Source organism: Flavobacterium sp. YO64 (assembly GCF_004119505.1).
Lineage (GTDB): Bacteria > Bacteroidota > Bacteroidia > Flavobacteriales > Flavobacteriaceae > Flavobacterium > Flavobacterium oncorhynchi.
This window is the reverse complement of the sequence record NZ_NRQV01000013.1, coordinates 126836-151270: the sequence shown is the minus strand read 5'-3', so window position 1 is coordinate 151270 and position 24435 is coordinate 126836. Positions and strand designations below refer to the sequence as shown.

Sequence of the window (24435 nt, the reverse complement as noted above, 5' to 3'; positions counted from 1 at the left end):
AATTTACATTTTTTAAAAAAATATATTCTTCCAATCTGGATGATAATCGCAGGAACATTTATGCTTTATACTACAATATTAAGTAAAAATTGGTTTATGGTAATTGTTATATTATTTGTGATTAATGGGATGGTATATGCAGCTAGCAAATTTTTATTTCCATTAAGAAATGTTTTTCTAGATAAAGAAAACAGAAAAATGATAATTGAATACAAAAAAGAAATGATTGCGATTCCCATATCAGATATTAAAAAAGTGGAAGAACAAAACATATTAGGAAAAGTCTTAAACATAAGACTAAGTCAAAACTCTAAATTTGGTACAGAAATTATATTTGTTCCAAAAAATGATTTCATTATTCGCGAAATAATCGAATTAAAAAATTTGTCCCAGCTCAATGAAGAACTCTAATAAAAGGCTACGCAAACGTCTCTGACTTTGCGTATTTTTATGTTCTTAAAAACCATAAATCTCACAAAAGTCTCCCGACTTTTTACAAATCATTCTAAAATAATTATTTTGATAAGCATAAATCAGTGTAAAGTCAAAGACTTTGATATGTTTCTATTTTCAAACAAACTATGCAGAATAGTGTAAAATCAATCCCGAAAGCTTTTGAGATTACGCAGCGAGGCATTAAATACTAACAAAAACAAACATATTGAAAACACTACTACTTTTTTTATTTTTTTGTGCAGTTGCAAATGCACAAGATAAGCCAATCGGTAATTTTGAACATAGGTATTTTACAGATCCTGCTTATGATGGTTTTAGTTTTGGACAAATTTTTACTCTTCAATTAAATCAAGACAATACTTATGTTTTGATCGAAGACATTGAAAACGATGTCCTCGCTGAACCAACAAAAATTATTGGTTCCTATACCTACAATGAACGCATTTTGACTTTGCAAACTCCAACTATCCGAACATTTAAGGTGAATAAAAAAATGACCAAATTAAAAGCTGTCCAAAAAACGGAAGCGTTCGGAAATAAAATTCGGGAAATCTATATTAAAAAATAAACGCTGTAAAATACCTTATAAATACTGACTGTTAACACGGGATTATTCTTCTAGATTTTGAACTTTTTTAAGAAATATTTCATCTATTTCATCCAGAAATTCGAATGCATCCAAAGGAAAAAGCTTGTGCACAACTTCTAAAATTAAGGGCAGATTAATAGTTGTTCTTATATCTGTTTCTGAAATTTTATGCACGTCGTTTTCTATACCTAAAATACATAATTTCAACATTTCATTAATAGTGCAGCCAAGTTCATAATAACTTGAAAACGCAACTTTGGCAACATACTTCTCATTTTCTTTATTAGCCGATTTTAGAGTTTCAAAATAATAACGCATTAATTTTTTGAATTTTTCTTCGTTTTCCACTCCCATTATTATATAAGATTTAATTTACAATTTTAAACAAATATATAAAATTCGGTTGAAAACAATCGATTTTTAACAATCATATCAAAACAATCAATTACTTGTAATTTCATTTCTATGAAAAGAGAAAGAAAAAGTGAAATTCCAGAAGTCGTAAAAGAACTGGGAATTAAGATAAAAGATGTGATAAACAACAATGAATTAAAAACAAGAGAAGTTGCCCATGATGCTGAAATGGATGTAGAAAATTTACGAAAATATATAAAAGGCTCACAGGAAATGAAAATAGGAACTTTATTTAAAATTGCACAAGCTTTAAAAATTCATCCGAGCGAATTAATTAAGGATTTGTAATACTTCTTTGATTTTTAATTGCTTGACGAAGAGTTCTAATGAAACTCTGCGCAATCTCAAAACTTTCAAGATTGACTTTGCGTTTTTTCTTCTTATAAATTATTAAACTTACAAACCAAAAAAGCATGACGCTAATTGCAATTTTCTTTCCCTTTGCTTCTTTCTTTTTGAGAGGAAAAATATTCACTTCTATTATTTGTCTCATCTTACAAATAACTTTAATTGGCTGGATTCCTGCGGCAATTTGGGCTGTTATTTCTCTACAGAATTCAAGAGCCGATAAACGTAATGAGAAACTAATAAAAGCGATGAAAACGAAATCTTAAAATAAAAATGCTATAAACATATCGTCCCGCTGGGACTTTATTACTTTCCAGACTTTAAAAAACAACTTCCTTCTGCCTCAATATTATTTTATAAAATAGTACGGCTTTACGTAAGGTTTTTCAGTAGAAACGAATTACTTTTAAAAAAACTTTTTAACTCGTTTTTAAAACAATCAAAACCAATGAAACTAATACTTAGCATTTTACTTTTTATTTTCAACTCGATTTTATTCGCACAATCCAGTCAATTTGCAGGCGATTATACACGATCACTTTCGGACGACGGAAAACAACACATAATCGAATACAAACTGAGCTTAAATCCCGATGGCACTTTTGAGTTTCATTCCTATTCCAAAATACAAGGTGGAACTCCGCCAGAAGTCAACAAATACGGAAAAGGAAAATGGACTGTGAAAGACAATATGATTACCTTTTCTACCAACAAAAAAGAAGATCTTAACGAAAAATACACTTTAGATTTCAATACTTCGAAAGCGAGATTTGTAACCAAAAATCCTAGAGATAAAACAGACCAAATTGTTAAAACAAAACTTCAATTTTTAGATTCGCAAATTCCGTGGATGAAAAAAATCGATATTTTTAAGATATAACAACATACAAGAGCAAATGCTTATCAAGAAAGCTGCAGGAAATTATTTTCTGCAGCTTTTTTTTAGTTTATTAACAAAAAAAATCAATCTTTGCGAATGAGATTGTAAATTCATAAAAAATCAAGTTTCAGTAAGTAACTTTCTAACACCTATTTTAATTATGGAAACAAATTTTGAAGCAGGAATAAATATCGCAATTAAAATTCCAAAGCAAAAATACGATCAAACTGTAGCTTTTTATCGCGACATTTTAAAACTAGAAGTAAAAGAAGTGGCAATAACAAATCCGACAGTTTCAAAAACACATTCGGTTAAATTTGGTCACAATGTCATTTGGCTGGATTGTGTGGATAATTACACCCATTCTGAAACTTGGCTGCAATTAACGGTTCCTGATGTCGAAAAAGCGACGGATTATTTAAAACAAAATGGTGTAGAAACCTGCGACGAAATTGAGGAAATTCCAAAAGACATGCATTGGATTATGGATCCAGCAGGCACGGTTTTTAATTTGCAGAAAAACTCAAATCGTGAATAACTAAAAAAACAATTTTACAAGCATCACAACTACTACTAAAAGCAAACGCTAAAAAAAATCTAATCTATAAACCACGAAAAAAAAATAACCTATTAACATGACAAAATCTGATACCGAAATTTTAAAGACCAAACAACATTTTGAAATCCTAGACGGCTTAAGAGGAATTGCGGCTTTGGCAATCGTAGTTTTTCATTTTATGGAAATCGTTTATCCGCCCAACGAAAATTTTATTGCGCACGGTTTTTTAGCCGTTGACTTTTTCTTTTGTCTCTCAGGATTTGTTATCGCCTACGCTTATCACGATCGTATTGGCAAAATGGGAGTTATGGAGTTTTTTAAATCTAGGTTAATACGATTACATCCTTTAGTTGTTTTTGGTGCTGTATTGGGTTTCCTTGCCTTTCTTTTTGATCCCTTCAGCGGTCATTCAGCAATTTATGATATTGGCAGATTAATTTTGCTGTTTATCACTTCGCTGCTTCTAATTCCATTTCCTGTAATGCCAGATCGTTATTTCAATATATTTGGTTTAAATGCGCCCGCATGGTCTTTGTTTTGGGAATATATTGCTAATATTCTTTACGCGCTTTTCCTTCATAAATTAAGTCGCAAATGGCTTTTTTTACTAACCCTTTTGGCTGCTGCAGGAATTTGTTTTGTTAGTTATCGCGCGGGAGGTTCGTTGATGGGCGGATGGAGCGGAGAAACTTTTTGGGATGGCTGCGCTCGTATTTCGTTTTCTTTTTTAGCAGGAATGCTCATTTACCGTTCAAACTGGATTATTAAATCAAAACTTGGATTTATTGGGTTATCTGTATTATTGCTGTTAACATTTGTAATGCCGTTTTCTGGTTGGAACTGGCTTACAGAACCTTTGGTCGTTTTACTGTATTTCCCTTTATTGATTGCATTAGGCGCTGGAGCTTCACTAACAGAAGGTTTTAGAAAAATTTGTGTTTTCTTCGGAAAAATATCTTATCCTTTATACATGACGCATTATGCCGTAATGTGGATTTTTGCAGGTTATTACACCAAATACAAACCCGCAGTTGGCGAGCTGACTTTGATTATAATTGCAGGAACAGCGCTTTTGCTTGGTTTCGCTTATTTGACCATGGTTTTGTATGATACTCCAATTAGAAAATATCTTACTGATAGAAGAAAGAAAGTGTAATTAGAAAACTTTATACCTCTTCAGCAAAGAAATATAAGTTTTAATACAAGCGCGAAATTTTCACGCAAAGCCGCTGAGACGCCAAGTTTTTTTTATAAATTCATTGAACAAAAACTTGGCGTTTTTACAGCTAAATACTCATTTCAAATGAACGACTTCTATTATAATTTTCTTTTGCCAGAAGAGCCGCTTGCTGACTTTGTAGAAAACATTGGTATGTTCTGCAATCCGTCAGATAAAGCAAAAGAAGTCGTTTTAATGCCAGACGGAAGAGTCGATTTGTTTTTTCTTCAATCCGATCAAGCGCCTTTTAAGATTATATTAATCGGGTTGGAAACAATACCCGAAGAACGAGTTATTCCGCCCCACACACTTGCGTTTAAAGTAAGTTTTAAACCGCTTGGCGTGGAATATCTTTTGCAGACTTCGATTGCCGATATTCTAAACAGTGCCAAAGAACTTCCAAAAGACTTTTGGAATATTAATCCCGATGATTTGAAAGATTTTGAAGCTTTTCAGCAAAAAATAACAGCGCAGTTAAAAGAACTTTTGCCTCATACAATAGACGAAAGAAAACGGCAGATTTTTGAACTAATTTATGCTTCAAACGGCGAAATAAAAGTAAAAGAACTTTCAGAAAAAATAGCCTGGAGCAGCCGAGAAATAAACCGATATTTTAATAAGCAATTTGGACTTTCTTTAAATGCATTTTGTAAAATTCTACGTTTCAAAGCTTCGTTACAGCATATTGCAAAAGGCAGACTTTTCCCCGAGTTAAACTTTACCGATCAAACTCATTTTATAAAGGAAATTAAAAAATTCTCAGGCGTTGTTCCCAGCGAACTCTTAAAAAATAAAGATGACCGATTTATACTATTATCTGTATTGAAACAACAATAATTTTGCCTCGTATTACTAAAACTATACGAGATGTTACTACAAAATAAACAAGTAGCCATTGTAGGCGGCGGTCCGGGCGGACTAACATTGGCAAGACTTTTACAACTGCAAAACGTGAATGTAAAGGTTTATGAAAGGGATTTGAATAAAAATGCAAGAGTACAAGGTTCGCTGCTCGATTTACACAACGATTCTGGACTTGCCGCAATTCGAAAAGCTGATTTATTTGATGAGTTTAAAACCAATTTTCTTCCTGGTGCCGATAAAACTCTTATTGTAAACGAGCAGGCAGCAGTATTTTTTAGCGATCATGATACCAATCGCGATGAAGATTTTGACAATGAATATTTTCGTCCTGAAATTGATCGTGGTGCTTTACGAAAAATACTGCTCGAGTCTTTACAACCCGAAACAGTAGTTTGGAACAGTCATTTTGATTCGATGGAAAAACAGAATAACGGCTGGCTGCTGCATTTTAAAAATGGTTCGTCTGTTTATGCAGATGTTGTTATTGGTTCTGATGGAGCAAATTCTAAAATACGTCCTTATATTACAACTATCGAACCTATTTACTCTGGCATAACTATGCTCGAAGGCAATGTTTACGATTCTCAAAAAGCAGTTCCTAACATTGATTCGTTATGCAAAGGCGGAAAAATTATGGCTTTTGGAAATAACAAAAATATATTACTTGGGCAAAAAGGCGGCGGTGATCTTGGTTTTTATGCCAGTTTTAGAGCCAATGAAAAATGGAATGAAGACAGCGGTTTAAATTATTCGGACAAAACACAAATACTAAATTGGTTCAAAAATGAATATCCGGAATGGAGTACGATTTGGTACGAATTATTCGAAAATGTCACAACGCCATTTATTCCGAGACCTATTTATTACATGCCTTTAAATCAAACTTGGGAAGCTTTGCCAAATGCCACAATTATTGGAGATGCTGCTCACGTAATGCCTCCTTTTGCTGGCGAAGGTGCTAATATGGCAATGCTTGATGCTTTGGAATTAAGCGAATGTTTAACTTCTAATAAATACAATACCTTGCAACAAGCTATTTCGTTTTATGAATTGAATATGCGTGAAAGAGCTTCTAAAGCGGCGCAAGAATCTCTTGAAAATGGCGATAAAATGCATTCAGAAAATGCGTTGAAAATGATGTTGGATTTTTTTCTGAGGGACTAAGGGGCTAAGGTATTGAGGTTCTGAGGTACTAAAATGTTGGAATTCTTAATTCTATTGTTTTTTTGCTGGATGAAACCGTTTTAAATTCTACTATTGCTAATAATCTTGTCAATTCCGAGGAACAAGGAATCACACTCGGGATTTGACAAAAATTGTCGATTTAGATTGTGGAGTTCCTTGTGTGATCTCTCCTTCGTCGAGACGACATAAAATGAAATAAAAAAAATACCAATACGTGATTAAAAAAAACTTTGTCCCTTTGTTCCTAAGAACCTTTGCGCCTTTCTTATAAAAAATTCTTAATTTGCGCCTTCAAATAAGAAGGAGAAAAATGAAGGTCTGTATTGCTGAGAAACCAAGTGTAGCACGTGAAATCGCATCCGTTTTGGGTGCCAATACCAAACACGATGGGTATTACGAAGGCAATGGTTACGCTGTGACTTATACTTTTGGACATTTATGCACCTTAAAAGAACCTAACGATTATAAACCGCACTGGAAAAGCTGGGATTTGAACAATTTACCAATGCTTCCTGAGAAATTTGAAACCAAAGTAGTTCAGAATTCAGGAATCCAAAAGCAGTTTAAAATTATAAAAAGCCTTTTTGACAAAGCCGAATTGGTTATAAACTGCGGGGATGCCGGGCAAGAAGGAGAATTAATTCAGCGCTGGGTAATGAACGAAGCAAATTACAAAGGCGAAATACAACGTCTGTGGATTTCATCTCTTACTACCGAAGCGATAAAAGAAGGCTTTGACAACTTAAAACCTTCTGAAAACTACGATAATTTATTCTACGCTGGATTCTCAAGAGCAATTGGCGATTGGTTACTTGGTATGAATGCCACTCGTTTGTACACTGTAAAACATGGCGGTTACAAACAAGTTTTGTCTATCGGGCGTGTGCAAACGCCAACATTAGCAATGGTTGTAGATCGATTTAAGGAAATCGAAAACTTTAAACCGCAGCCCTACTGGGAATTACAGACTTTATATAGAGAAACGCTTTTTAGTTATGAAGAAGGTCGTTTTCTGAAAAAAGAAGATGGTGAAATTCTAGCCGAGAAAGTCAAAGAAAGTGATTTTGAAATTGTTTCTGTTGATAAAAAGAACGGAAACGAATATGCACCAAAACTTTTTGATTTGACTGGTTTACAAGTTTATTGCAATCAAAAGTTTGGATTTTCGGCAGAAGAAACGCTTAAAATTGCACAGTCTTTATACGAACAAAAAGCCATTACCTACCCAAGAGTTGATACCACTTTTCTGCCCGGAGATATTTATCCGAAAGTAACGGGTATTTTACAAAAATTAACACATTACGCAGAACTGACACAGCCGCTTTTAGGCAAAAAAATAAAGAAATCACCTAAGGTTTTCAACGATAAAAAAGTAACAGATCACCACGCTATTATTCCAACCGGAATAGAAATTAATCTGCAATACAATCAGCAGCAAGTTTATGATATTATTACAAAGCGTTTTATTGCCGTTTTCTATGATGATTGTTTAGTTGCAAATACGACTGTTATTGGAAAAGCGGCCGATGTTACTTTTAAAGCAACAGGAAAAGAAATCTTAAAAAAAGGATTTAGAGTTGTTTTTGAAGATCCAAACGCAAAAGAAAAAGAGGCCGATTTACTGCCAAGTTTTGTTGTGGGCGAAAAAGGTCCGCATGAACCTTCGTTTCTGCAAAAAGAAACAAAACCGCCCAATCATTTTACCGAAGCAACTTTACTGCGTGCCATGGAAACGGCAGGAAAACAAGTTGACGATGAAGATTTGCGCGAATTGATGAAAGAAAACGGTATTGGTCGTCCGTCAACACGAGCGAATATTATCGAAACGCTTTTTAAGCGTCAATATATTGTTAGAAATAAAAAACAGGTTTTACCCACAACAACAGGAATTCAGTTGATTGATACAATTCAGAATGAACTGATAAAATCGGCTGAACTTACGGGTTCTTGGGAAAAACAATTGAAAGATATTGAAAAAGGCAGTTTTACCGCTTCGGCCTTTATAAAAAACATGAAACGTATGGTTGAAGCTTTAGTCTATGAAGTACGAAGCGAAACCAAACATGCCAATATTTCGCACGCAGCAACGATTCAAAAACCTGTTGTTAAAGCAGAAAAAAAGAAAGCTGCAGGAATTTTGTCTGAAATCTGTCCGAAATGTAAAAAAGGGAGTTTCATCAAAGGAAAATCCGCTTTTGGATGCAGTGAGTATAAATCTGGCTGTGATTTTGTTCTTCCTAATGTTTTTGCAGATAAAAAAATTACCGAAAGTCAATACTTGCGACTGCTTCAAAAAGGTTCAACCGTAAACATAAAAGGCTTTAAAACAGATTCTGGAACGGTTGAAGGTTTGATTCGTTTTGAAGAAAATTTCAAACTAAAACTAGAACCTAAGAAAACTCAAGCTAAACAGACAACAAATGAATCATCTGATTCTTTAACTTGTCCGAAATGTAAAAAAGGAACAATCTTAAAGGGAAAAACGGCTTACGGCTGCGCTGAATACAAATCGGGTTGTGATTTTAAAGTCACTTTTGATGAAGTTCGCACCAAACTAAAAGATCAAAAACCTACTAAAGAATTGGTTTATTCTATTTTGAAGGAAAGCGTTTAGTTTTTTTTTCTTGCCACAGATTAATGGGATTAAAATGATTCTTTGCTTTGCTTTGCTTTGCTTTGTGTGTTTGTTGCCACTAATTACACGAATTTTCACGAATTAAATTTTACGCAGATTTAAAAAGATTTAAGCAGATAATCGCAGATTTTTTCAACGCAAAATTAAATTTGCATAAAGCAAAATCATTTTAATCCTTTTAATCAGTGGTAAAACATCTCCAATTTTTTAAAATTTAATTCGTGAAAATTCGTGTAATTCGTGGCAAACTTTTTTACACAGATTTAAAAAGATTTATGCAGATAATGGCCGATTTATTTAATACAGGAATCAAAATTAAATCTGCATGAAACAAAATCCTTTTAATCAGTGGCAAAACATTTCCAATTTTTCAAAATTTAATTCGTGAAAATTCGTGTAATTCATGGCAAACTTTTTTTTCATACTTTAGTGCAATCAAAACTCATAAATATGTTTCAGAAAATTACTCTTTTAGCACTTGTTATAACAGCTGTTTCTTGTCAAAAAAAGGAATCTGTAGAAAAGGATAAAATCAAAATTGCCGACTGGCTTATTGGTAACTGGGAAAACAAATCGACTGACGGTGTTCTTACTGAAAACTGGCAGAAATTAAACGACAGTACTTTCAGCGCTTCCTCTTATTTTATAAAAGGCAAAGACACTATTCATTTTGAGTCTATTATTCTAGCTCAGCTTGGAGAAACTTTAACGTATAAAGCAACTGTAAAAGGACAAAATGATGACAAACCAGTTTCTTTTGCATCAACTTTAGAGTCGGATAAACAATTGGTTTTTGAAAATACTAAACATGATTATCCTCAAAAAATCACTTATACAAAAGGAGCAGATAATACTTTAACTGCTGAAATTTCTGGAAACTTGAATGGAAAACCAAGTTCAGAGAAGTTTGTTATGACGAAGAAGTAAGCTCTATGTGAATCGAAGATTTGATTTACAACTTTATAATACTCAACAGAAACCTAACAAGTTTTCAAAACCTGTTAGGTTTAGCCAAAAACAGATAAATTTTGGCTAAAGCCTCCAATCTAAATTTTACTATTTACATCCAGCTAAAGCTGGACGCTGTTCATTTTTATAGAATACAAAAAAAATCAAAAACTTAGTGCCTTTGCATCAAAAAACCTCAGTCTCTTAGCAACTTAGAACCTCAGCATCTTCAAAAAAGCACCTTCAAAAAAAGCTACTCGTTCTCCCCTATCTTATTGACCATAAAAATCATCAGTATTCCTAAAAGTGCCATTACTAAAAAGGCCCATTTCATACTTAGATATTCAGAGATAAAACCAACCATTGGCGGCACTAATAAAAACCCTAAATAACCAATAGTAGATATAGAAGTTAATGCTGAACCGCTGCTTAATGTTGATGATCTTCCGGCAATACTAAACACAAGCGGAACTACACAAGAAACTCCAAAACCAATTAAAACATAACCAAAAATAGTTGGATAAGCATACGGCAGTATAAAGCAAATACCAAATCCTACTGTAATTAAAACGCCGCTGTAAAATAGAATTCGTTTGGTACCAAATTTCATTACACCATAATCGCCAAACAAACGTCCTAAGGTTACTGCTGTTGCAAAAAAGACAAATGCTGCACTGGTTAACTTTGGCGAAGCTTTTAGTATATTTTCGAAATAAATTCCGCTCCAATCGTACATTGTATTTTCGCAGGCCATTGAAACAAAGCAAATCAAGGCAAATTTTACCAGATTTTTTTCAGGCATCGAAAAGAACTTCTTTTTCACCGGAACGGGTTCATTATGAATACTCATTGGATAAAAACAAGCTGTAAGTGCCATCATAAAAACACTCACTCCTAATAAATGATGTGATGGCGCAATTTGCTGCGTTACCATAACGTAGCCTAAACCTGCACCTGTAAAAACGGCAATACTCCAAACAGCATGAAAACGTGTTATGATCGATTTGGGATATAATTTTTGAACTTCAAGAGATTGTGCATTTATGGATAAATTGAAAATATTACGCGAAGCTCCAAAGATTAAAAGTACAAAAACCAATTGCCATACAAACGCAACCAAACCTGGAAGTGACAATACAATATTGAACATGATTGCTCCTAAAAGCATAATGTAACGGCTGCTGTATTTGTTCAACAATTTTCCTGTAAAAGGCATTGTCAGCATTAACCCAATTGGAAATGCGAACAAAACGGCTCCGAATTCAGCTTCAGATAAATGCAATTGTGCTTGTATATGTGGAATTCTAGAAACCCAAGAAGAATATCCAAAACCTGATAGGAAAAAAAATACAGTATTGGCTATACGATATCCTCTAGGTGTGTTTTGAATTTTTTTAAAGAATGGTAAAATCATGAAGGCTTTTTTCAGATTGCAAAATTAGGGCTTTTTAAAAGGAACTGCGACCCTTTTTGCTTTTTCTATTTGCAAAATACCAATTCAACTGTTTTAGCTTCAAAAATAGAACAACAACTTTCTATTTTAATAATAAATAATGACTTTAAATACATAAAAAGCAAAAATACTAAGAGGCATTTTATTTGCAAATACGATGCAAAATCAAGGTTTTAACAAACCAAACCAGAATTAGCTTTAAAGATTTTTACTTTTATTTTTAATTGTTCTAAATAAACTTTAAGTTTGTACCATTATCATACTTAACAAATTAATCTTGATCATATGAAATCAAATACTTTAAAAACAATAACATTTTTATTTTTAACATTCTTTGCAGCGCCTCAACTTTTTGCACACGCACTTTGGATTGAAACTAAAGCTGCTGGAACAAAAGGAAAAGCACAAGAAATCTCGGTTTACTTTGGAGAATTTTCAGATAATGACATTACAAAAGCTGACAAATGGTTTTCTGATTTAAAAGATTTCAGTTTAGTATTGGTTTCTCCTTCAAAAAAAGAAACAAAACTTACTGCAAAAGCTTTAGACAATAAATATCAAGCCTTTTTTACTCCTGATGAAGACGGAGTTTATACTGTTGCAATGCATCATAAGGTAAAAGATGTTTACGGAACTATGGTTCTTGATTATAATTCTAGCGCAACTGTTGTGGTTGGAAACAAAACTGCTGGAAATTCTGCTTCTGCCAACAAAAATGTAATCAGTGTATTTAGCGAAAATGCTGATAGTACAAAAAAGGACGCAAAAATAAATGGTGTGGCTTTATATGATGGTACAGCTGCAAAGGAGCAAAAAATAAAAGTTATCGCTCCAAATGGCTGGGAAAAAGAATTATGGACAAATGATAAAGGTGAGTTTTCGTTTACGCCAATCTGGTCTGGAAATTATATGGTAGAATTTGCTTATACTGAAAAAGCTGCTGGTGAACACAATGGCAAAAAATACGATGAAATCTGGAAAATGGCTACTTACTTAATCACGGTCAAATAATTTTCAATCTTTTTTTAGATTAAATCACGAAGTTAATCTTCATGAAACCTTGCTCTTCTGAGCAAGGTTTTTTTAGTGCTAAACCGCCAACATTAAAATAACATTAGAACAACCTTATAATAAAATTAAACTAACATTAAAACATCTTAAGCAAATCTTAAGATAAAACTAAGAATAATTTAAGCGATAAAACACCTCTAAAAATTTTGTTAAAGGCTTTATGCAGTCTTATATTTGCAAAAAATTATTTTTATTAAATCTAAATAAGTAAAATGAAATATAACTTACTACTCGCTTTATCCTTGATTAGTTTAGCGTCTTATAGTCAAGATTATTCAAGTGCCGACAATACCACAACTCTTAATGATACGGTAAAAAATAAAAAAGGAGAAATTCTTAATGAAGTTTTAATAACAACTAATAAACCTAAAAAACCTATTGAAGCCGCTCGTTCTGGTATTAAAGTAATGGACTTGCCTCAAAGTGTTCAAATTATCGGAAGCGATATCATTGCACAACAGCAAGCTATTAGATTGAGTGAAGTTGTTAAAAACATGAACGGTGTTTATGTAGGTTCTGCTCGTGGTGGTGCTCAAGAATCATTCTTTTCAAGAGGTTACGATATGGGTGCAAACAATATGTTTAAAAACGGATTCCGTTTTAGCAGCGGATCTATGCCGGAAGTTTCTTCATTAGAAAAAGTAGAATTTTTAAAAGGTAGTGCTGCTTTATTATACGGAAACGTTGCTCCAGGTGGAATTTTAAACATGGTAACTAAAACTCCTCAATTTACTAAAGGCGGTGAAGTTTCTATGCAAATAGGAAGTTTCTCTTACTACAAACCTTCTATTGATATTTACGGACCTTTAAATAGTTATATTGCTTACCGTTTTACAGGTTCTTACGAAAACTCAGAGAGTTTTAGAGATGTTGTAAAAAATGAGCGTTACTACTTAAATCCATCGTTTTTATTTAAGTTGAGCGATAAAACTCAAATTACACTTCAAGGTGATTATTTAAGCTACGACTGGACTCCAGATTTTGGAACGGGAATAATTGGAAAAGAAATTGCTGATGTACCAAGAAACAAATATTTAGGAGCACTTTGGTCTTACGGAAAAACGAATCAAACTAGTGTTTCGGCTTTAGTTAACCATAATTTTAATGACAACTGGAAACTTAATTTCAATACGTCATTCCAAAATTACAAAAGAACTTCTAAAGGAACTGAGCGTGTATCTATCGACACAACAATTCCAAATTATGTAAATGGTGATTATATTCGCCCATTAGGACAAAATCAAAACTTTGAGCAAATCATTGGTGAGCAATTAAGCTTACAAGGAATTTTTCATACTGGAAAAGTTAAACACCAAATTTTTACAGGTGTTGATTTAGAAAACTCATTCACTCAAGCTTATACTTATGCTTTTGACGAAAAAGCGGTAAAAGATGCTAAAGGAAAATACATTGTTAATGCATACGACCGTGTAAACATTTACGATCTTACTTATGATGGACAGCGCATGGATATTCCAAATGCAAATGCTACAAGACTTGTAAATACGGATTCAAACCGTTTTGGAATTTATGCTCAGGATTTAATTTCTATTTCAGAGCAATTTAAAGTTTTAGCGGGATTACGTTGGTCATGGCAAGAAACTCAAGCTGAAACAACTGATTATACAAAAGCTACGATAACTAAAGGACAAAAATTAACAGATGCTGCTTTTTCGCCTAAAGTTGGTTTAGTTTATCAGCCTACAAAAAACACTTCATTATTTGCAAGTTATGCGAACTCATTTACGCCAAATACAGGAACAACTGTTGATGGTGAAGCTATCAAACCATCTATTATTGACCAATATGAGGTAGGTATTAAAAAAGATTTCTGGAGAGGTTTATTAAGTACAAACGTTACACTTTATCAAATCACAAACAGTAATTTAGCTCAAACTGCTGAATTTAAAGCTGACGGAACTCCTAATACGGATACAAATGTAAAAGTATTAAGTGGTGAGACTAAAAGTAAAGGTATTGAAATTGATGTTACAGCAAGACCAGTTGACGGTTTAAACATTATTGCTGGATACAGCTACAATGATATGCGTTACAGCAAAACTTCAGGTTTAAACGGTAGTTTTATTGAAGGTGACCGTTTGGCTAGAACTCCTGCAAACACTGCAAACTTAAGCTTCTTTTACACGCTTCAAGATGGTTTATTAAAAGGTGTTTCTTTTGGAGCAATCGGAAATTACATTGGTAAGAGAATTGGAGGATGGAACAATTTAGTTGTAATTGATCCTAAAACTGGAGTACAAACTATAAACGACAGAGAAATTCCTTTAGAAGGTTACACTACAATTGATGTGTCTGCTGGATATACTTGGAGAAAAATCTCAATTTTATGTAAATTATCAAACATAACAAATGAGTTGAATTATACAGTTCACGAAAACTATAGTGTGAATCCAATCGCACCACGTCAAATTATGACAAGTTTACGTTACAAGTTCTAAAAATTTGAATTAGATTATAATGAACCAAAGCTTTTTCTGCCTTTTCATTTTTTGAAAAACAGAAAGAGTTTTGGTTTTTTAATACACAAACCTTATCTAGCGATAGATAAGGTTTTTTATTTCAATAAAAGGAAATATTCTAATTGTATTACTTTTGCTGAGCAGATACCTCACATTCCAAAAAACAAAAAATCCAAATATGTCAGATTTCAAGAAAAATCAATTGCAGAAAAGTTTAGGTCTAAGTTTTAATATAGCAGTGTTAATTGGAGGAACTATTGGAGTTGGTATTTTACGAACACCTGGAACAATTGCCGAAATGCTAAGTAATTACTGGCTTATAATTGCTTCATGGCTTTTTGGAGGTTTATATGTTTTATTGGGTGCCAATTCGTATGCAGAACTTGCTACTATGTTACCAAAAGCCGGCGGTTCTTATAATTATATTAAAAGAGCTTTTGGAGAATATGCAGGTTTTTTGTCTGGATGGTTCGATTATATTACCAATGTTATTCCGCCCGCTTTTTATTGTATTGTCATCAGCGAATATATTATTATTCTATTTCCTGAACTTACAAATTACGCCACAATAATGGCAATTTCATTACTGCTTGCTTTTGTATTAATACACTTGAGCGGCGTAAAAAACGGAAGTGTTATTCAGCAGATTACAAGCTTACTTAAAGTGATCTGTTTTGTTGCTTTAGTAGTGGCCTGCTTTATGTATTCTGGCATTGAAACTACACCGATAAAAACAGATAGTTCTTTTTTTCAAATTGGGTTAATCTTTGGTTTCTTCAAATCTTTACAACTTATCATTGGTACTTACAATGGCTGGAACAGCGTTTGCTTTTTTGCTGAAGAAAATGATGATCCAAGCAAAAACATTCCTAGATCATTATACAGCGGTGTTTTACTTGTTATGTCAATTTATGTTTTGGTAAATGCAGCATTTTTTCATGTTCTGCCAATAGAAACTTTAGCCAAATCAAATCTCGCTGCTGCCGATGTTGCTAAAATTCTTTTTGGAGAAAACGGCGCTCTTATCGTTACGATAATTTCCATTTTTTCTTTAATCAGTATTCTGAATGCTTTTATGATGATTCCGCCAAGAATCCTTTACGGACTAAGTCGTGACGGATTTTTTATTGAAAAAGGAACACAAGTAAACAAAGGCGGAACTCCTATTGTTGCGCTTTTAGTTTCATCACTTTTCAGTTTATTTTTAATATGCATCGGCTCATTTGAAGTGTTGTTTTCCTTCGCCGCTTTTATCTCGATTATTGTTTGGGGATTGGCTTATTTTTCACTTTTAAAATTAAGAACTCAAGAACCTGATCTTCCACGACCTTACCGTTCTTTTTGGTATCCGTGGACAACGATAATTGCGATTATAATCTCAATTGCTTTATTAATAGGATTTATTTACAGCGATCCTAAAAGCTTTATAATCATTTTAGGAATTACTGCAATTTCATATCCTTTATTTTTAATTTTGAGAAAAAAATTATAAAGCAATATTTCTGCTGACATACTGCTGTCACTCAATGTGATTTAATTTGTTCTATAAAAATAAAAAAGATGAGCAAACTAGATCTAACAAAAACGGACAAGATATATTACAAAGCTAAAACGAGCCCTGAAATACTTCAAATAGAAAAAACAAATTATATATCAATTACAGGAAAGGGAGATCCTTCAGGAAAAGAATTTTCAGAAAAAATTCAGGCTTTATATGGTACCGCTTATATTCTCAAATTCATGCTTAAAGCTGTAAACAATGATTTTGTTGTTCCAAAACTAGAAGCTTTATGGAGTTTTGATACTGAAAAATACGCTGCCATTTCGATGGATGAAGCACCGCTAAAAATACCTCGATCAGAGTGGAATTATCGAATTATGATTAGAATGCCGGATTTTGTAACTAAAAAGCAAACTGTAAAAGCTATCAATACTGCTGTCAATAAAAAACAAATAGAATTAGCGAAGTCTATTGAATTTTATGAAATGGCAGAAGGTAAAGTCATTCAGATTCTTCATATTGGACCTTTTGAAGATGAACCGCAGACTTTAAAGAAAATCCAAGAGTTTAGCATCGAAAACAATCTGCAGCAAAATGGATTACACCATGAAATCTATTTATCAGACTTTCGCAAAACTGCTCCCGAGAAATTAAAGACTTTATTAAGAGAACGTGTAAAATGACTTTTTTTGATAGCCACGAATTACACGAATTATTTGCAATCAGATTATAACCCAATCTTTTCATCCAGAAGAACTTGTAATCTCTACAAGTAGCTCGACAAAGTTTGATTATTACAAAGTTTGTCATTTCGACTGAAAGGAGAAATCACACAAGAAGCTCAACAAAGATTGACGACTTTCGAAACGAATTTACGTGTGTGATTTCTCCTTTCAGTCGAAATGACAAAACACAAAAAAAGCTGCCCAAATGGGCAGCTTTTATATTCAAAAAGTAACTCTGATTCTTATTTCAAACCAGCCAAACTCTGCTCGATTGTAGCAATTTTTGCTAAAGCATCGGCTTGTTTTTGTTTCTCTATGTTTAGGACTTTTTCTGGAGCTCCGTTTACGAATTTTTCGTTTGAAAGTTTCGCTTCTACAGATTTCAAGAATCCTTTTGTATAGTTTAATTCTTCTGTCAATTTTGCAATTTCTGCTTCAACATCAATATTTCCTGTAATTGGAATGAAATATTCATTTGATTTTACACGGAAAGACAAAGCGCCATCCACTTTTTCAGATACATATTCAAAAGCAGAAACGTTTCCTAATTTCGTTATAACTGAATCAAAATAAGTAGAAACATTTTCGCTGTTAATTCCTTTTAATTCGATACTGTCTTTAAATGGAATATTTTTGTCTTTACGAATAGTTCTAATTCCAGAAATTACTTCAATTGAATTTTCAAAATCAGCAACTAATTTAGCATCAAAAGGTTTTAATTCTGGCCAAGTCGAAACGATTAAAGCTTCTTCAGGAGTTCTTTCAGCAATTAACTGCCAAATTTCTTCCGTCAAGAAAGGCATAAAAGGATGCAATAACTTCAAGTTACTTTCTAGCATTTCGATCGCTTTCGCGAAAGTTACGCTGTCAATTGGCTGTTGGTAAGCTGGTTTGATCATTTCTAAGAACCAAGAACAGAAATCATCCCAAACCAATTTATAAATTGCCATTAATGCATCTGAAATTCTGTATTTCTCAAAATTATCTTCAATATCAACTAACGTTTGTTGCAACTTCGCTTCGTACCATTCGATTGCTACTTTTGATGATTCTGGTTGTGCGATTGATTCTGAAACTTCCCAACCTTTGATCAATTTAAAGGCATTCCAAATTTTATTAGAAAAACCTTTTCCTTGATTACATAATTCTTCATCAAACATAATATCATTTCCTGCAGAAGCACTTAAAAGCAATCCTACACGAACTCCATCAGCTCCAAAAGCATCGATCAAATCTAAAGGATCAGGAGAATTCCCTAATGATTTAGACATTTTACGACGTTGTTTATCACGAACTAAACCTGTTAAATATACGTTTGTAAATGGTTTTTCACCTGCATATTCGTAACCTGCAATAATCATTCTTGCAACCCAGAAAAATAAAATATCCGGACCTGTAACCAAGTCGTTTGTTGGATAGTAATATTTATAATCTGCACTTTCCGGATCCATGATTCCGCCAAAAACTGACATCGGCCAAAGCCAAGATGAAAACCAGGTATCTAACGCATCAACATCTTGTTTTAAGTCAGATGTTGTAAGTGAGTTGTTAGATGTTCTTTCTTTAGCTAAAACTAAAGCATCTTCAATGTTTTCTGCTACTACGAAATCTTCTTTTCCGTCTCCGTAATAGTAAGCCGGGATTTGCTGTCCCCACCATAATTGACGAGAAATATTCCAATCACGAATATTGTTTAACCAATGTGCGTAAGTATTTTCGAAACGTTTTGGGTGTAACTTAATATCACCATCAACTAAAACTGATTTAATCGCTGGTTTTACTAAATCTTCCATTTTCAAAAACCATTGATCGGATAATCTTGGTTCGATTACGGCTTTGGTTCTTTCAGAAGTTCCAACTTTATTTAAATGGATTTCGGTTTTTGCCAAAGCTCCAATTTCTTCTAATTCTTCCGCGATTTCTTTACGAACTACAAAACGATCTTTTCCTTGATAATGTAATCCGAAGCTGTTTAATGTAGCATCTTCATTAAAAACATCAACGATTTCAAGATTATGCTTTTCTCCTAACGTTTTATCGTTCATATCGTGCGCAGGTGTTACTTTCAAACATCCTGTTCCGAATTCAACATCTACATATTCGTCTTCGATAATTGGAATTACTCTGCCACAAATTGGAACGATAGCTTTTTTACCTTTTAAATGAGTAAAACGCTCGTCGTTCGGGTTGATACAGATTGCAGTATCTCCAAAAATAGTTTCCGGACGCGTTGTAGCAATCGTCAAGAAATCTTCTGAATCTTCGATTTTATATTTTAAGAAAAATAATTTTCCTTGTTGTTCTTCGTAAATAACTTCTTCGTCAGAAAGTGTTGTTTTAGCTTCTGGATCCCAGTTTACCATTCGGTAACCTCTGTAGATTAATCCTTTGTTGTATAAATCTACAAACGATTTAATTACAGATGCTGACATATCTGGATCCATTGTAAATTTGGTACGTTCCCAATCGCATGAAGCACCTAATTTCTTAAGCTGCTCCAAGATTGTTCCGCCGTATTTATCTGTCCATTCCCAAGCGTGTTTTAGGAATTCTTCACGAGTTAAATCATTTTTATTGATTCCTTCTGCTTTTAATTTAGCTACAACTTTTGCTTCAGTAGCAATCGATGCGTGATCCGTTCCCGGAACCCAGCAGGCGTTGAAACCTTTTAAACGTGCTCTACGAATTAAAACATCCTGAATAGTATTATTCAACATATGTCCCATATGCAAGACACCAGTGACGTTTGGAGGAGGAATTACAATAGTATACGGTGTTCTATGATCTGGTTCTGAATGAAAATAATTGTTTTTCATCCAATACTCATACCATTTGTTCTCAATCGTCTTAGCGTCAAATTGTGCTGGAATTGTCATTTAAATAGGTTGTTTAATCGTTAATTTCTTTAACTGTTGAATCGTTTAATTGTTTAACTGTTTTATTTTGCAGCCAGTATTTTCAGACCATTAATCGATTAAACGAATTAACGTTTAAACAATTAAACAAAAAAATGGTTCAATTTTTGTAATTATAACTGACAGCAAAAGTAAATAATTAAAGACACTATAAAAAGCGAATTATTAATTTGTGTGTTAATTAAAAGAATGTATATTTACTTACAATTAAAAATAATTTCAAAATGAAAAATGTTGCCTCTTTTATTGCAGTCGTATTGTTTAGCGCAATAGGCTATGCACAAAATGGCCCAAAGATTGAATTTGCAGCCTCAGACAATACGATTGATTATGGAAAAATTTCAAAAAGTGATAATGGAGTACGCTCCTTTGAATTCACTAATACCGGCGATGCACCGCTTTTAATTATTGGCGCAGAATCGACAGTTAGTTCTATCGTGGTTACTAAACCTGCCGCTGCAGTAATGCCAGGAAAAAAAGGTAAAATCGATGTTAAATACAATATGGTTTCCGGCCCTATTCGTAAAACAATTACGGTTGAAACAAATGCAGTGAACTATCCTGACGGCCGAGTTGCCCTTAAAATTAAGGGAGAAGTTTTATAAAAAATAATACCTAAAAATAGTAAAAGCCGTTTCTTTAATTAGAAACGGCTTTTTTTATGATGAATAAAGTCTCCTTCGTCGAAATGACAAGATTATGGCTGCTTTTCTGTTTTCTCAGCGCATTCTGCAATTTCGAATTTATATTTTACTTTTTCAAAATCAATTGGTTTGTCTTTTACTATATAAGTTACACCCATTGTCGTCTGCATTGTACCATTTCCTAAAATAAGCTGTTTGTCTCGTTTTAATAATGCCATTGGGTTTTTGAATGTCGTATTTTTATTGACATTATCTCTAAAAGTATAATCTACGAATAATGTATCACCGTGAAATTCACCAGCAACTTCCCCAGTTCTTACGGTCGAAGGAGCTACTTTCATAATCATATCACCTGATAATCTGCCGTTTTTTAAAGTATTCAATTTTAAATCTATGGTATCTTTCTCGTATATCGCTTTATAACATTCAGTACTTACAACTTTTTCTCCTTCGGCTTTTGCAGCTTCGGCTTCTTTTTGTTTTTCTTCATTTTTACAGCTCTGAAATCCAATACAGATTACAAGCAGACAAGGCAAAACTAGATTTTTCATATTTAATATTTGATCAAGGTTATTGTATAAAATTAATAAAAAGAAACTAATTTTATAGTCTGCAGTAAAAATTAAAACTTAACATCTTTTAAAATGAAGGATTAACCTCTAAGCCAAACCCTCGTCTAAAGTTTTAAATTTAAAATACTTTTTTTTAACAAAAGTAAAATTACAACTCATCTTCGAGCCTAAATCGAAACTTCAAAACAAGACTATTTCTCTCGACTTCTAGATTAATAAATATATCTTCCTCTGATTTTAAAAGTTGATTTATCTGCTGCAACGTAAACTTATAAGGTCTGTCTCCATTAATACTTATGATAATATCTCCTTTTTGAAGTCCGCACTTTTCAGCTGCCGAGTTTTTCCGAATATTAACAATCTCAAAAACCGGTTTCAGTAAAAATTTATATCTAAAATTTCCGCCGCCGCCGTTTTCATTTTTTTCGATATCACTTACTGTCGAAGCAAGCTGAACTGTTTCTAGATGCACTGTTTCCTGAACCCATTGCAAACCATTATGCTGAACAGTAATTCCGCTTTTATTATAAGTAAAAGGCTCGGCGAATTTATTGTTCTTTTTAAGATATATCTTTCGGTCTGTATAATCCATTACCAAAGTAAACCTTTTTAAAATCTCCCCGCCTACGGATCCAACTCTTCCTGGAACCATCTTTACATTTCGAATAGATGTAGAATCAGGAAAAGCAACAATTGGTTTTTTAAAATTAAAATCGGCAATCGAAAAACTCTTAATTCTAGCCCGATGACCTTCAATATCTCCGCTAAATCCTTTTCCTAAAAAATCAGGAAAATTCTTTTCTGGAAGCTTAATTTTATTGTTTTCAAAAACCCAAAAAGCATCACTATTGCCAATATCAATAAGCAGCTTCGCAGGAATATCAATGCTGTCTAAAACAGCCGAAGCATTAATATAGGGTTTAGATCTTTCTATTGTAATTGGAATTGCTTCAAATTTTGTGTCCAGCTTTTTTTGAATCTCTTTTTTGTTGTCGTAAACCGTAATTTTCTTTCTTACGTAATTCACTTCAACAATGTTGTTTTTAAAAAACTTATATCCAATAATTCCATTAACAGGAATACCAATATGCGAAGACAAATTAAAACCTTGATCTAAAATAACATACAACATGTGATTTTCTGATTTTAATCCATGTGTTTCTAATGTATTATTGGTTGATTTAAGTCCTTCTATTTCCTCTTCGGCGCCAAGTCCTCTAAGTTTTATTTTCTGGACATTATTAAATTTAACTTCCTGCATTTCATCCATACTGAAAAGAATAGTTTCTTCAACACCGGAATCTAAAAGGAAATTAAGTTCTATTCCGTTTACTTTAATCGGAATAAAAATGAGGTTATTTATCAATTGAAAGGGAACAACTACCTTTTTACTATTGTTTTGAATTATGAAATTATCTTGAGCCAGCAGGTTAAAAGATAAGAATAACCCAAAAAACAACATAATATATTTTTTCATTGACAATATTTTATTATAAAATTACTAAATATATTTATAATTGTTACATTTTCATAAGTACTTGTATTGTTTACGTTAAATTCGAAAAAAAAATGCAAATTTGCACTTCAATAATAAATCTCATGCCAACAATTTCTAACAAAGGCAGAAACATGCCCGAATCTCCGATACGCAAGCTTGCTCCTTATGCTGATTTAGCAAAACAAAAAGGACACAAAGTGTATCATTTAAACATTGGTCAACCGGATATCAAGACACCCGAAGTGGCCATCGAGGCGGTAAAAAATATTGACAGAACTATTATAGAATACAGCCCATCTGCTGGATATGAAAGTTACAGAAAAAAATTAGCAAAATTTTACCAACGCCAAAATGTAAACGTTAACTCAGAAGACATCATTGTAACTACTGGTGGTTCTGAAGCCTTATTGTTTGCGTTGGCCACAATTACAGATCCGGGAGATGAAATCATCATTCCAGAACCTTTTTATGCTAATTATCATGCATTTGCTTCTTCTACAAGTGCAACAGTAGTGCCGCTTGTTTCGACTATCGAAACCGCATTTGCATTGCCAAGTATCGAAGAAGTTGAAAAGTTGATTACTCCAAAAACGAAAGCAATTTTAATTTGTAACCCAGGTAATCCAACAGGATATTTATATTCAGAATCAGAAATTAAACAATTAGCAAGTTTAATTAAAAAATACGATCTCTATTTAATTGCTGACGAAGTATATCGTGAGTTTTTATACGATGGAGATGATATTCATTATTCTGTAATGAATCTTGAAGACGTACAGGAAAATGTAATTATGGTCGATTCCGTTTCAAAACGCTACAGTATGTGCGGCGCAAGAATTGGCTGTTTGGTTACTAAAAACAAAGAAGTACTGGCAACGGTAATGAAATTTGCTCAGGCACGTTTAAGTCCGCCAACAATTGAACAAATTGCCTGCGAAGCTGCGATTGACACTCCGCAAAGTTATTTTGACGAAGTTATCTCTGAATACAAGGAACGTCGTGATACTTTAATCAATGAATTAAATAAAATTGAGGGTGTAATTGTAACTAAACCTAAAGGTGCTTTTTACTGCATTGCTCAATTGCCAATTGACAACGCCGATGATTTTGCTCAATGGCTTTTAGAAAGCTATGATTTAAACGGCGAAACTGTTATGGTTGCTCCCGCTGCCGGATTTTATTCTACTCCGGGAATGGGATTGAATCAGGTAAGAATAGCTTATGTACTAAATAAAAAAGATTTAATTACTGCTGTAAATATTCTAAAAGAAGCTCTTTTAGTTTATAACAAAAAATAAAATCATAAAAATACAATCCTTATTAAAAGACAATAACCATCTAAGTTATTGTCTTTTATATTTTAATACAGTGTCAATTTAGTCTTTATTTAAACTATATCTTAAAAGGATCGATTAAATAATAAAAACCATAGAAAAGGTTTCCCATTTATTAATTATCTTTACCGCCTTAAAAAGATAT

Annotated in this window: 23 protein-coding genes; 17 read left to right on the top strand and 6 right to left on the bottom strand. The window is 33.0% G+C overall.

What is annotated here, in order from left to right:
- Positions 1-411: hypothetical protein (locus tag BOW57_RS20625; protein WP_164973696.1), on the top strand; the 411-nt coding region annotated here is incomplete at its 5' end.
- 250 nt (positions 412-661) lie between these two features.
- Positions 662-1024 (top strand): hypothetical protein, encoded by a 363-nt coding sequence (locus BOW57_RS11625; protein WP_129054424.1) that lies wholly within the window; start codon positions 662-664, stop codon positions 1022-1024.
- Positions 1025-1066: 42 nt separating this feature from the next.
- Here BOW57_RS11625 and BOW57_RS11620 read toward each other — a convergent pair whose 3' ends face one another.
- The gene (locus BOW57_RS11620) at positions 1067-1399 is read right to left on the bottom strand and encodes a hypothetical protein (protein ID WP_129054422.1); all 333 of its coding nucleotides are present in this window, start codon (positions 1397-1399) and stop codon (positions 1067-1069) included.
- A 111-nt stretch (positions 1400-1510) separates the two neighbouring features.
- On the opposite strand from BOW57_RS11620, the gene BOW57_RS11615 reads away from it, so the two are divergent.
- The gene (locus BOW57_RS11615) at positions 1511-1747 is read left to right on the top strand and encodes a helix-turn-helix transcriptional regulator (protein WP_129054420.1); all 237 of its coding nucleotides are present in this window, start codon (positions 1511-1513) and stop codon (positions 1745-1747) included.
- On the opposite strand, the gene BOW57_RS20620 is transcribed toward BOW57_RS11615, so the two are convergent.
- Positions 1734-1952, bottom strand: a complete 219-nt coding sequence (locus tag BOW57_RS20620) for a hypothetical protein (RefSeq protein WP_164973694.1) — start codon at positions 1950-1952, stop codon at positions 1734-1736. The two genes, BOW57_RS11615 and BOW57_RS20620, sit on opposite strands and share 14 nt — an antisense overlap.
- Here BOW57_RS20620 and BOW57_RS11610 point away from each other — a divergent pair.
- The 8 genes from BOW57_RS11610 to BOW57_RS11575 all read left to right on the top strand — a co-directional run bounded on the left by BOW57_RS11610 (position 1873) and on the right by BOW57_RS11575 (position 10076).
- Complete coding sequence (locus BOW57_RS11610) at positions 1873-2073, top strand: YqaE/Pmp3 family membrane protein (RefSeq protein ID WP_089055210.1); 201 nt, start codon at positions 1873-1875, stop codon at positions 2071-2073. The two genes, BOW57_RS20620 and BOW57_RS11610, sit on opposite strands and share 80 nt — an antisense overlap.
- Before the next feature lie 182 nt (positions 2074-2255).
- Positions 2256-2687 (top strand): hypothetical protein, encoded by a 432-nt coding sequence (locus tag BOW57_RS11605; RefSeq protein WP_129054418.1) that lies wholly within the window; start codon positions 2256-2258, stop codon positions 2685-2687.
- A 160-nt stretch (positions 2688-2847) separates the two neighbouring features.
- Positions 2848-3225, top strand: coding sequence for a VOC family protein (locus BOW57_RS11600; RefSeq protein WP_129054415.1), 378 nt, complete (start codon positions 2848-2850; stop codon positions 3223-3225).
- 97 nt (positions 3226-3322) lie between these two features.
- Positions 3323-4402, top strand: a complete 1080-nt coding sequence (locus tag BOW57_RS11595) for an acyltransferase (RefSeq protein ID WP_129054413.1) — start codon at positions 3323-3325, stop codon at positions 4400-4402.
- 147 nt (positions 4403-4549) lie between these two features.
- Positions 4550-5302, top strand: a complete 753-nt coding sequence (locus tag BOW57_RS11590; RefSeq protein WP_129054411.1) for an AraC family transcriptional regulator — start codon at positions 4550-4552, stop codon at positions 5300-5302.
- 30 nt (positions 5303-5332) lie between these two features.
- Positions 5333-6493: an NAD(P)/FAD-dependent oxidoreductase gene (locus tag BOW57_RS11585; RefSeq protein WP_129054409.1), complete on the top strand. Its 1161-nt coding sequence runs from the start codon at positions 5333-5335 to the stop codon at positions 6491-6493.
- Between the two features lie 331 nt (positions 6494-6824).
- Positions 6825-9128, top strand: a complete 2304-nt coding sequence (locus BOW57_RS11580) for a type IA DNA topoisomerase (RefSeq protein WP_129054407.1) — start codon at positions 6825-6827, stop codon at positions 9126-9128.
- A gap of 471 nt (positions 9129-9599) precedes the next feature.
- Positions 9600-10076, top strand: coding sequence for a DUF6265 family protein (locus BOW57_RS11575; RefSeq protein ID WP_129054405.1), 477 nt, complete (start codon positions 9600-9602; stop codon positions 10074-10076).
- A gap of 274 nt (positions 10077-10350) precedes the next feature.
- Here BOW57_RS11575 and BOW57_RS11570 read toward each other — a convergent pair whose 3' ends face one another.
- Positions 10351-11511, bottom strand: a complete 1161-nt coding sequence (locus tag BOW57_RS11570) for an MFS transporter (protein ID WP_089055220.1) — start codon at positions 11509-11511, stop codon at positions 10351-10353.
- A 324-nt stretch (positions 11512-11835) separates the two neighbouring features.
- Here BOW57_RS11570 and BOW57_RS11565 point away from each other — a divergent pair, with 324 nt between their 5' ends.
- The 4 genes from BOW57_RS11565 (at position 11836) to BOW57_RS11550 (ending at position 17285) form a co-directional block, all read left to right on the top strand.
- Complete coding sequence (locus tag BOW57_RS11565; protein ID WP_129054403.1) at positions 11836-12561, top strand: DUF4198 domain-containing protein; 726 nt, start codon at positions 11836-11838, stop codon at positions 12559-12561.
- Between the two features lie 272 nt (positions 12562-12833).
- Complete coding sequence (locus BOW57_RS11560) at positions 12834-15080, top strand: TonB-dependent siderophore receptor (protein WP_089055222.1); 2247 nt, start codon at positions 12834-12836, stop codon at positions 15078-15080.
- A gap of 199 nt (positions 15081-15279) precedes the next feature.
- Positions 15280-16593 (top strand): APC family permease, encoded by a 1314-nt coding sequence (locus BOW57_RS11555; protein WP_129054401.1) that lies wholly within the window; start codon positions 15280-15282, stop codon positions 16591-16593.
- A 68-nt stretch (positions 16594-16661) separates the two neighbouring features.
- Positions 16662-17285 carry a GyrI-like domain-containing protein gene (locus BOW57_RS11550; RefSeq protein ID WP_129054399.1) on the top strand — a complete coding sequence of 208 codons (624 nt, stop codon included), beginning with the start codon at positions 16662-16664 and terminating at the stop codon, positions 17283-17285.
- Between the two features lie 284 nt (positions 17286-17569).
- Here the strand turns inward: BOW57_RS11550 and BOW57_RS11545 are convergent, their stop codons facing one another.
- A complete protein-coding gene (locus tag BOW57_RS11545) occupies positions 17570-20203 on the bottom strand; it encodes a valine--tRNA ligase (protein WP_129054397.1) in 2634 nt (877 codons plus the stop codon).
- Between the two features lie 263 nt (positions 20204-20466).
- Here BOW57_RS11545 and BOW57_RS11540 point away from each other — a divergent pair, with 263 nt between their 5' ends.
- On the top strand, positions 20467-20847 hold the full coding sequence (locus BOW57_RS11540; RefSeq protein ID WP_089059823.1) for a DUF1573 domain-containing protein: 381 nt from the start codon (positions 20467-20469) through the stop codon (positions 20845-20847).
- 92 nt (positions 20848-20939) lie between these two features.
- On the opposite strand, the gene BOW57_RS11535 is transcribed toward BOW57_RS11540, so the two are convergent.
- Positions 20940-21437 (bottom strand): hypothetical protein, encoded by a 498-nt coding sequence (locus BOW57_RS11535; RefSeq protein ID WP_129054395.1) that lies wholly within the window; start codon positions 21435-21437, stop codon positions 20940-20942.
- Between the two features lie 169 nt (positions 21438-21606).
- Positions 21607-22935, bottom strand: a complete 1329-nt coding sequence (locus tag BOW57_RS11530; RefSeq protein WP_129054393.1) for a PDZ domain-containing protein — start codon at positions 22933-22935, stop codon at positions 21607-21609.
- Positions 22936-23057: 122 nt separating this feature from the next.
- On the opposite strand from BOW57_RS11530, the gene BOW57_RS11525 reads away from it, so the two are divergent.
- On the top strand, positions 23058-24254 hold the full coding sequence (locus BOW57_RS11525) for a pyridoxal phosphate-dependent aminotransferase (RefSeq protein WP_129054391.1): 1197 nt from the start codon (positions 23058-23060) through the stop codon (positions 24252-24254).
- Positions 24255-24435 lie beyond the last annotated feature (181 nt).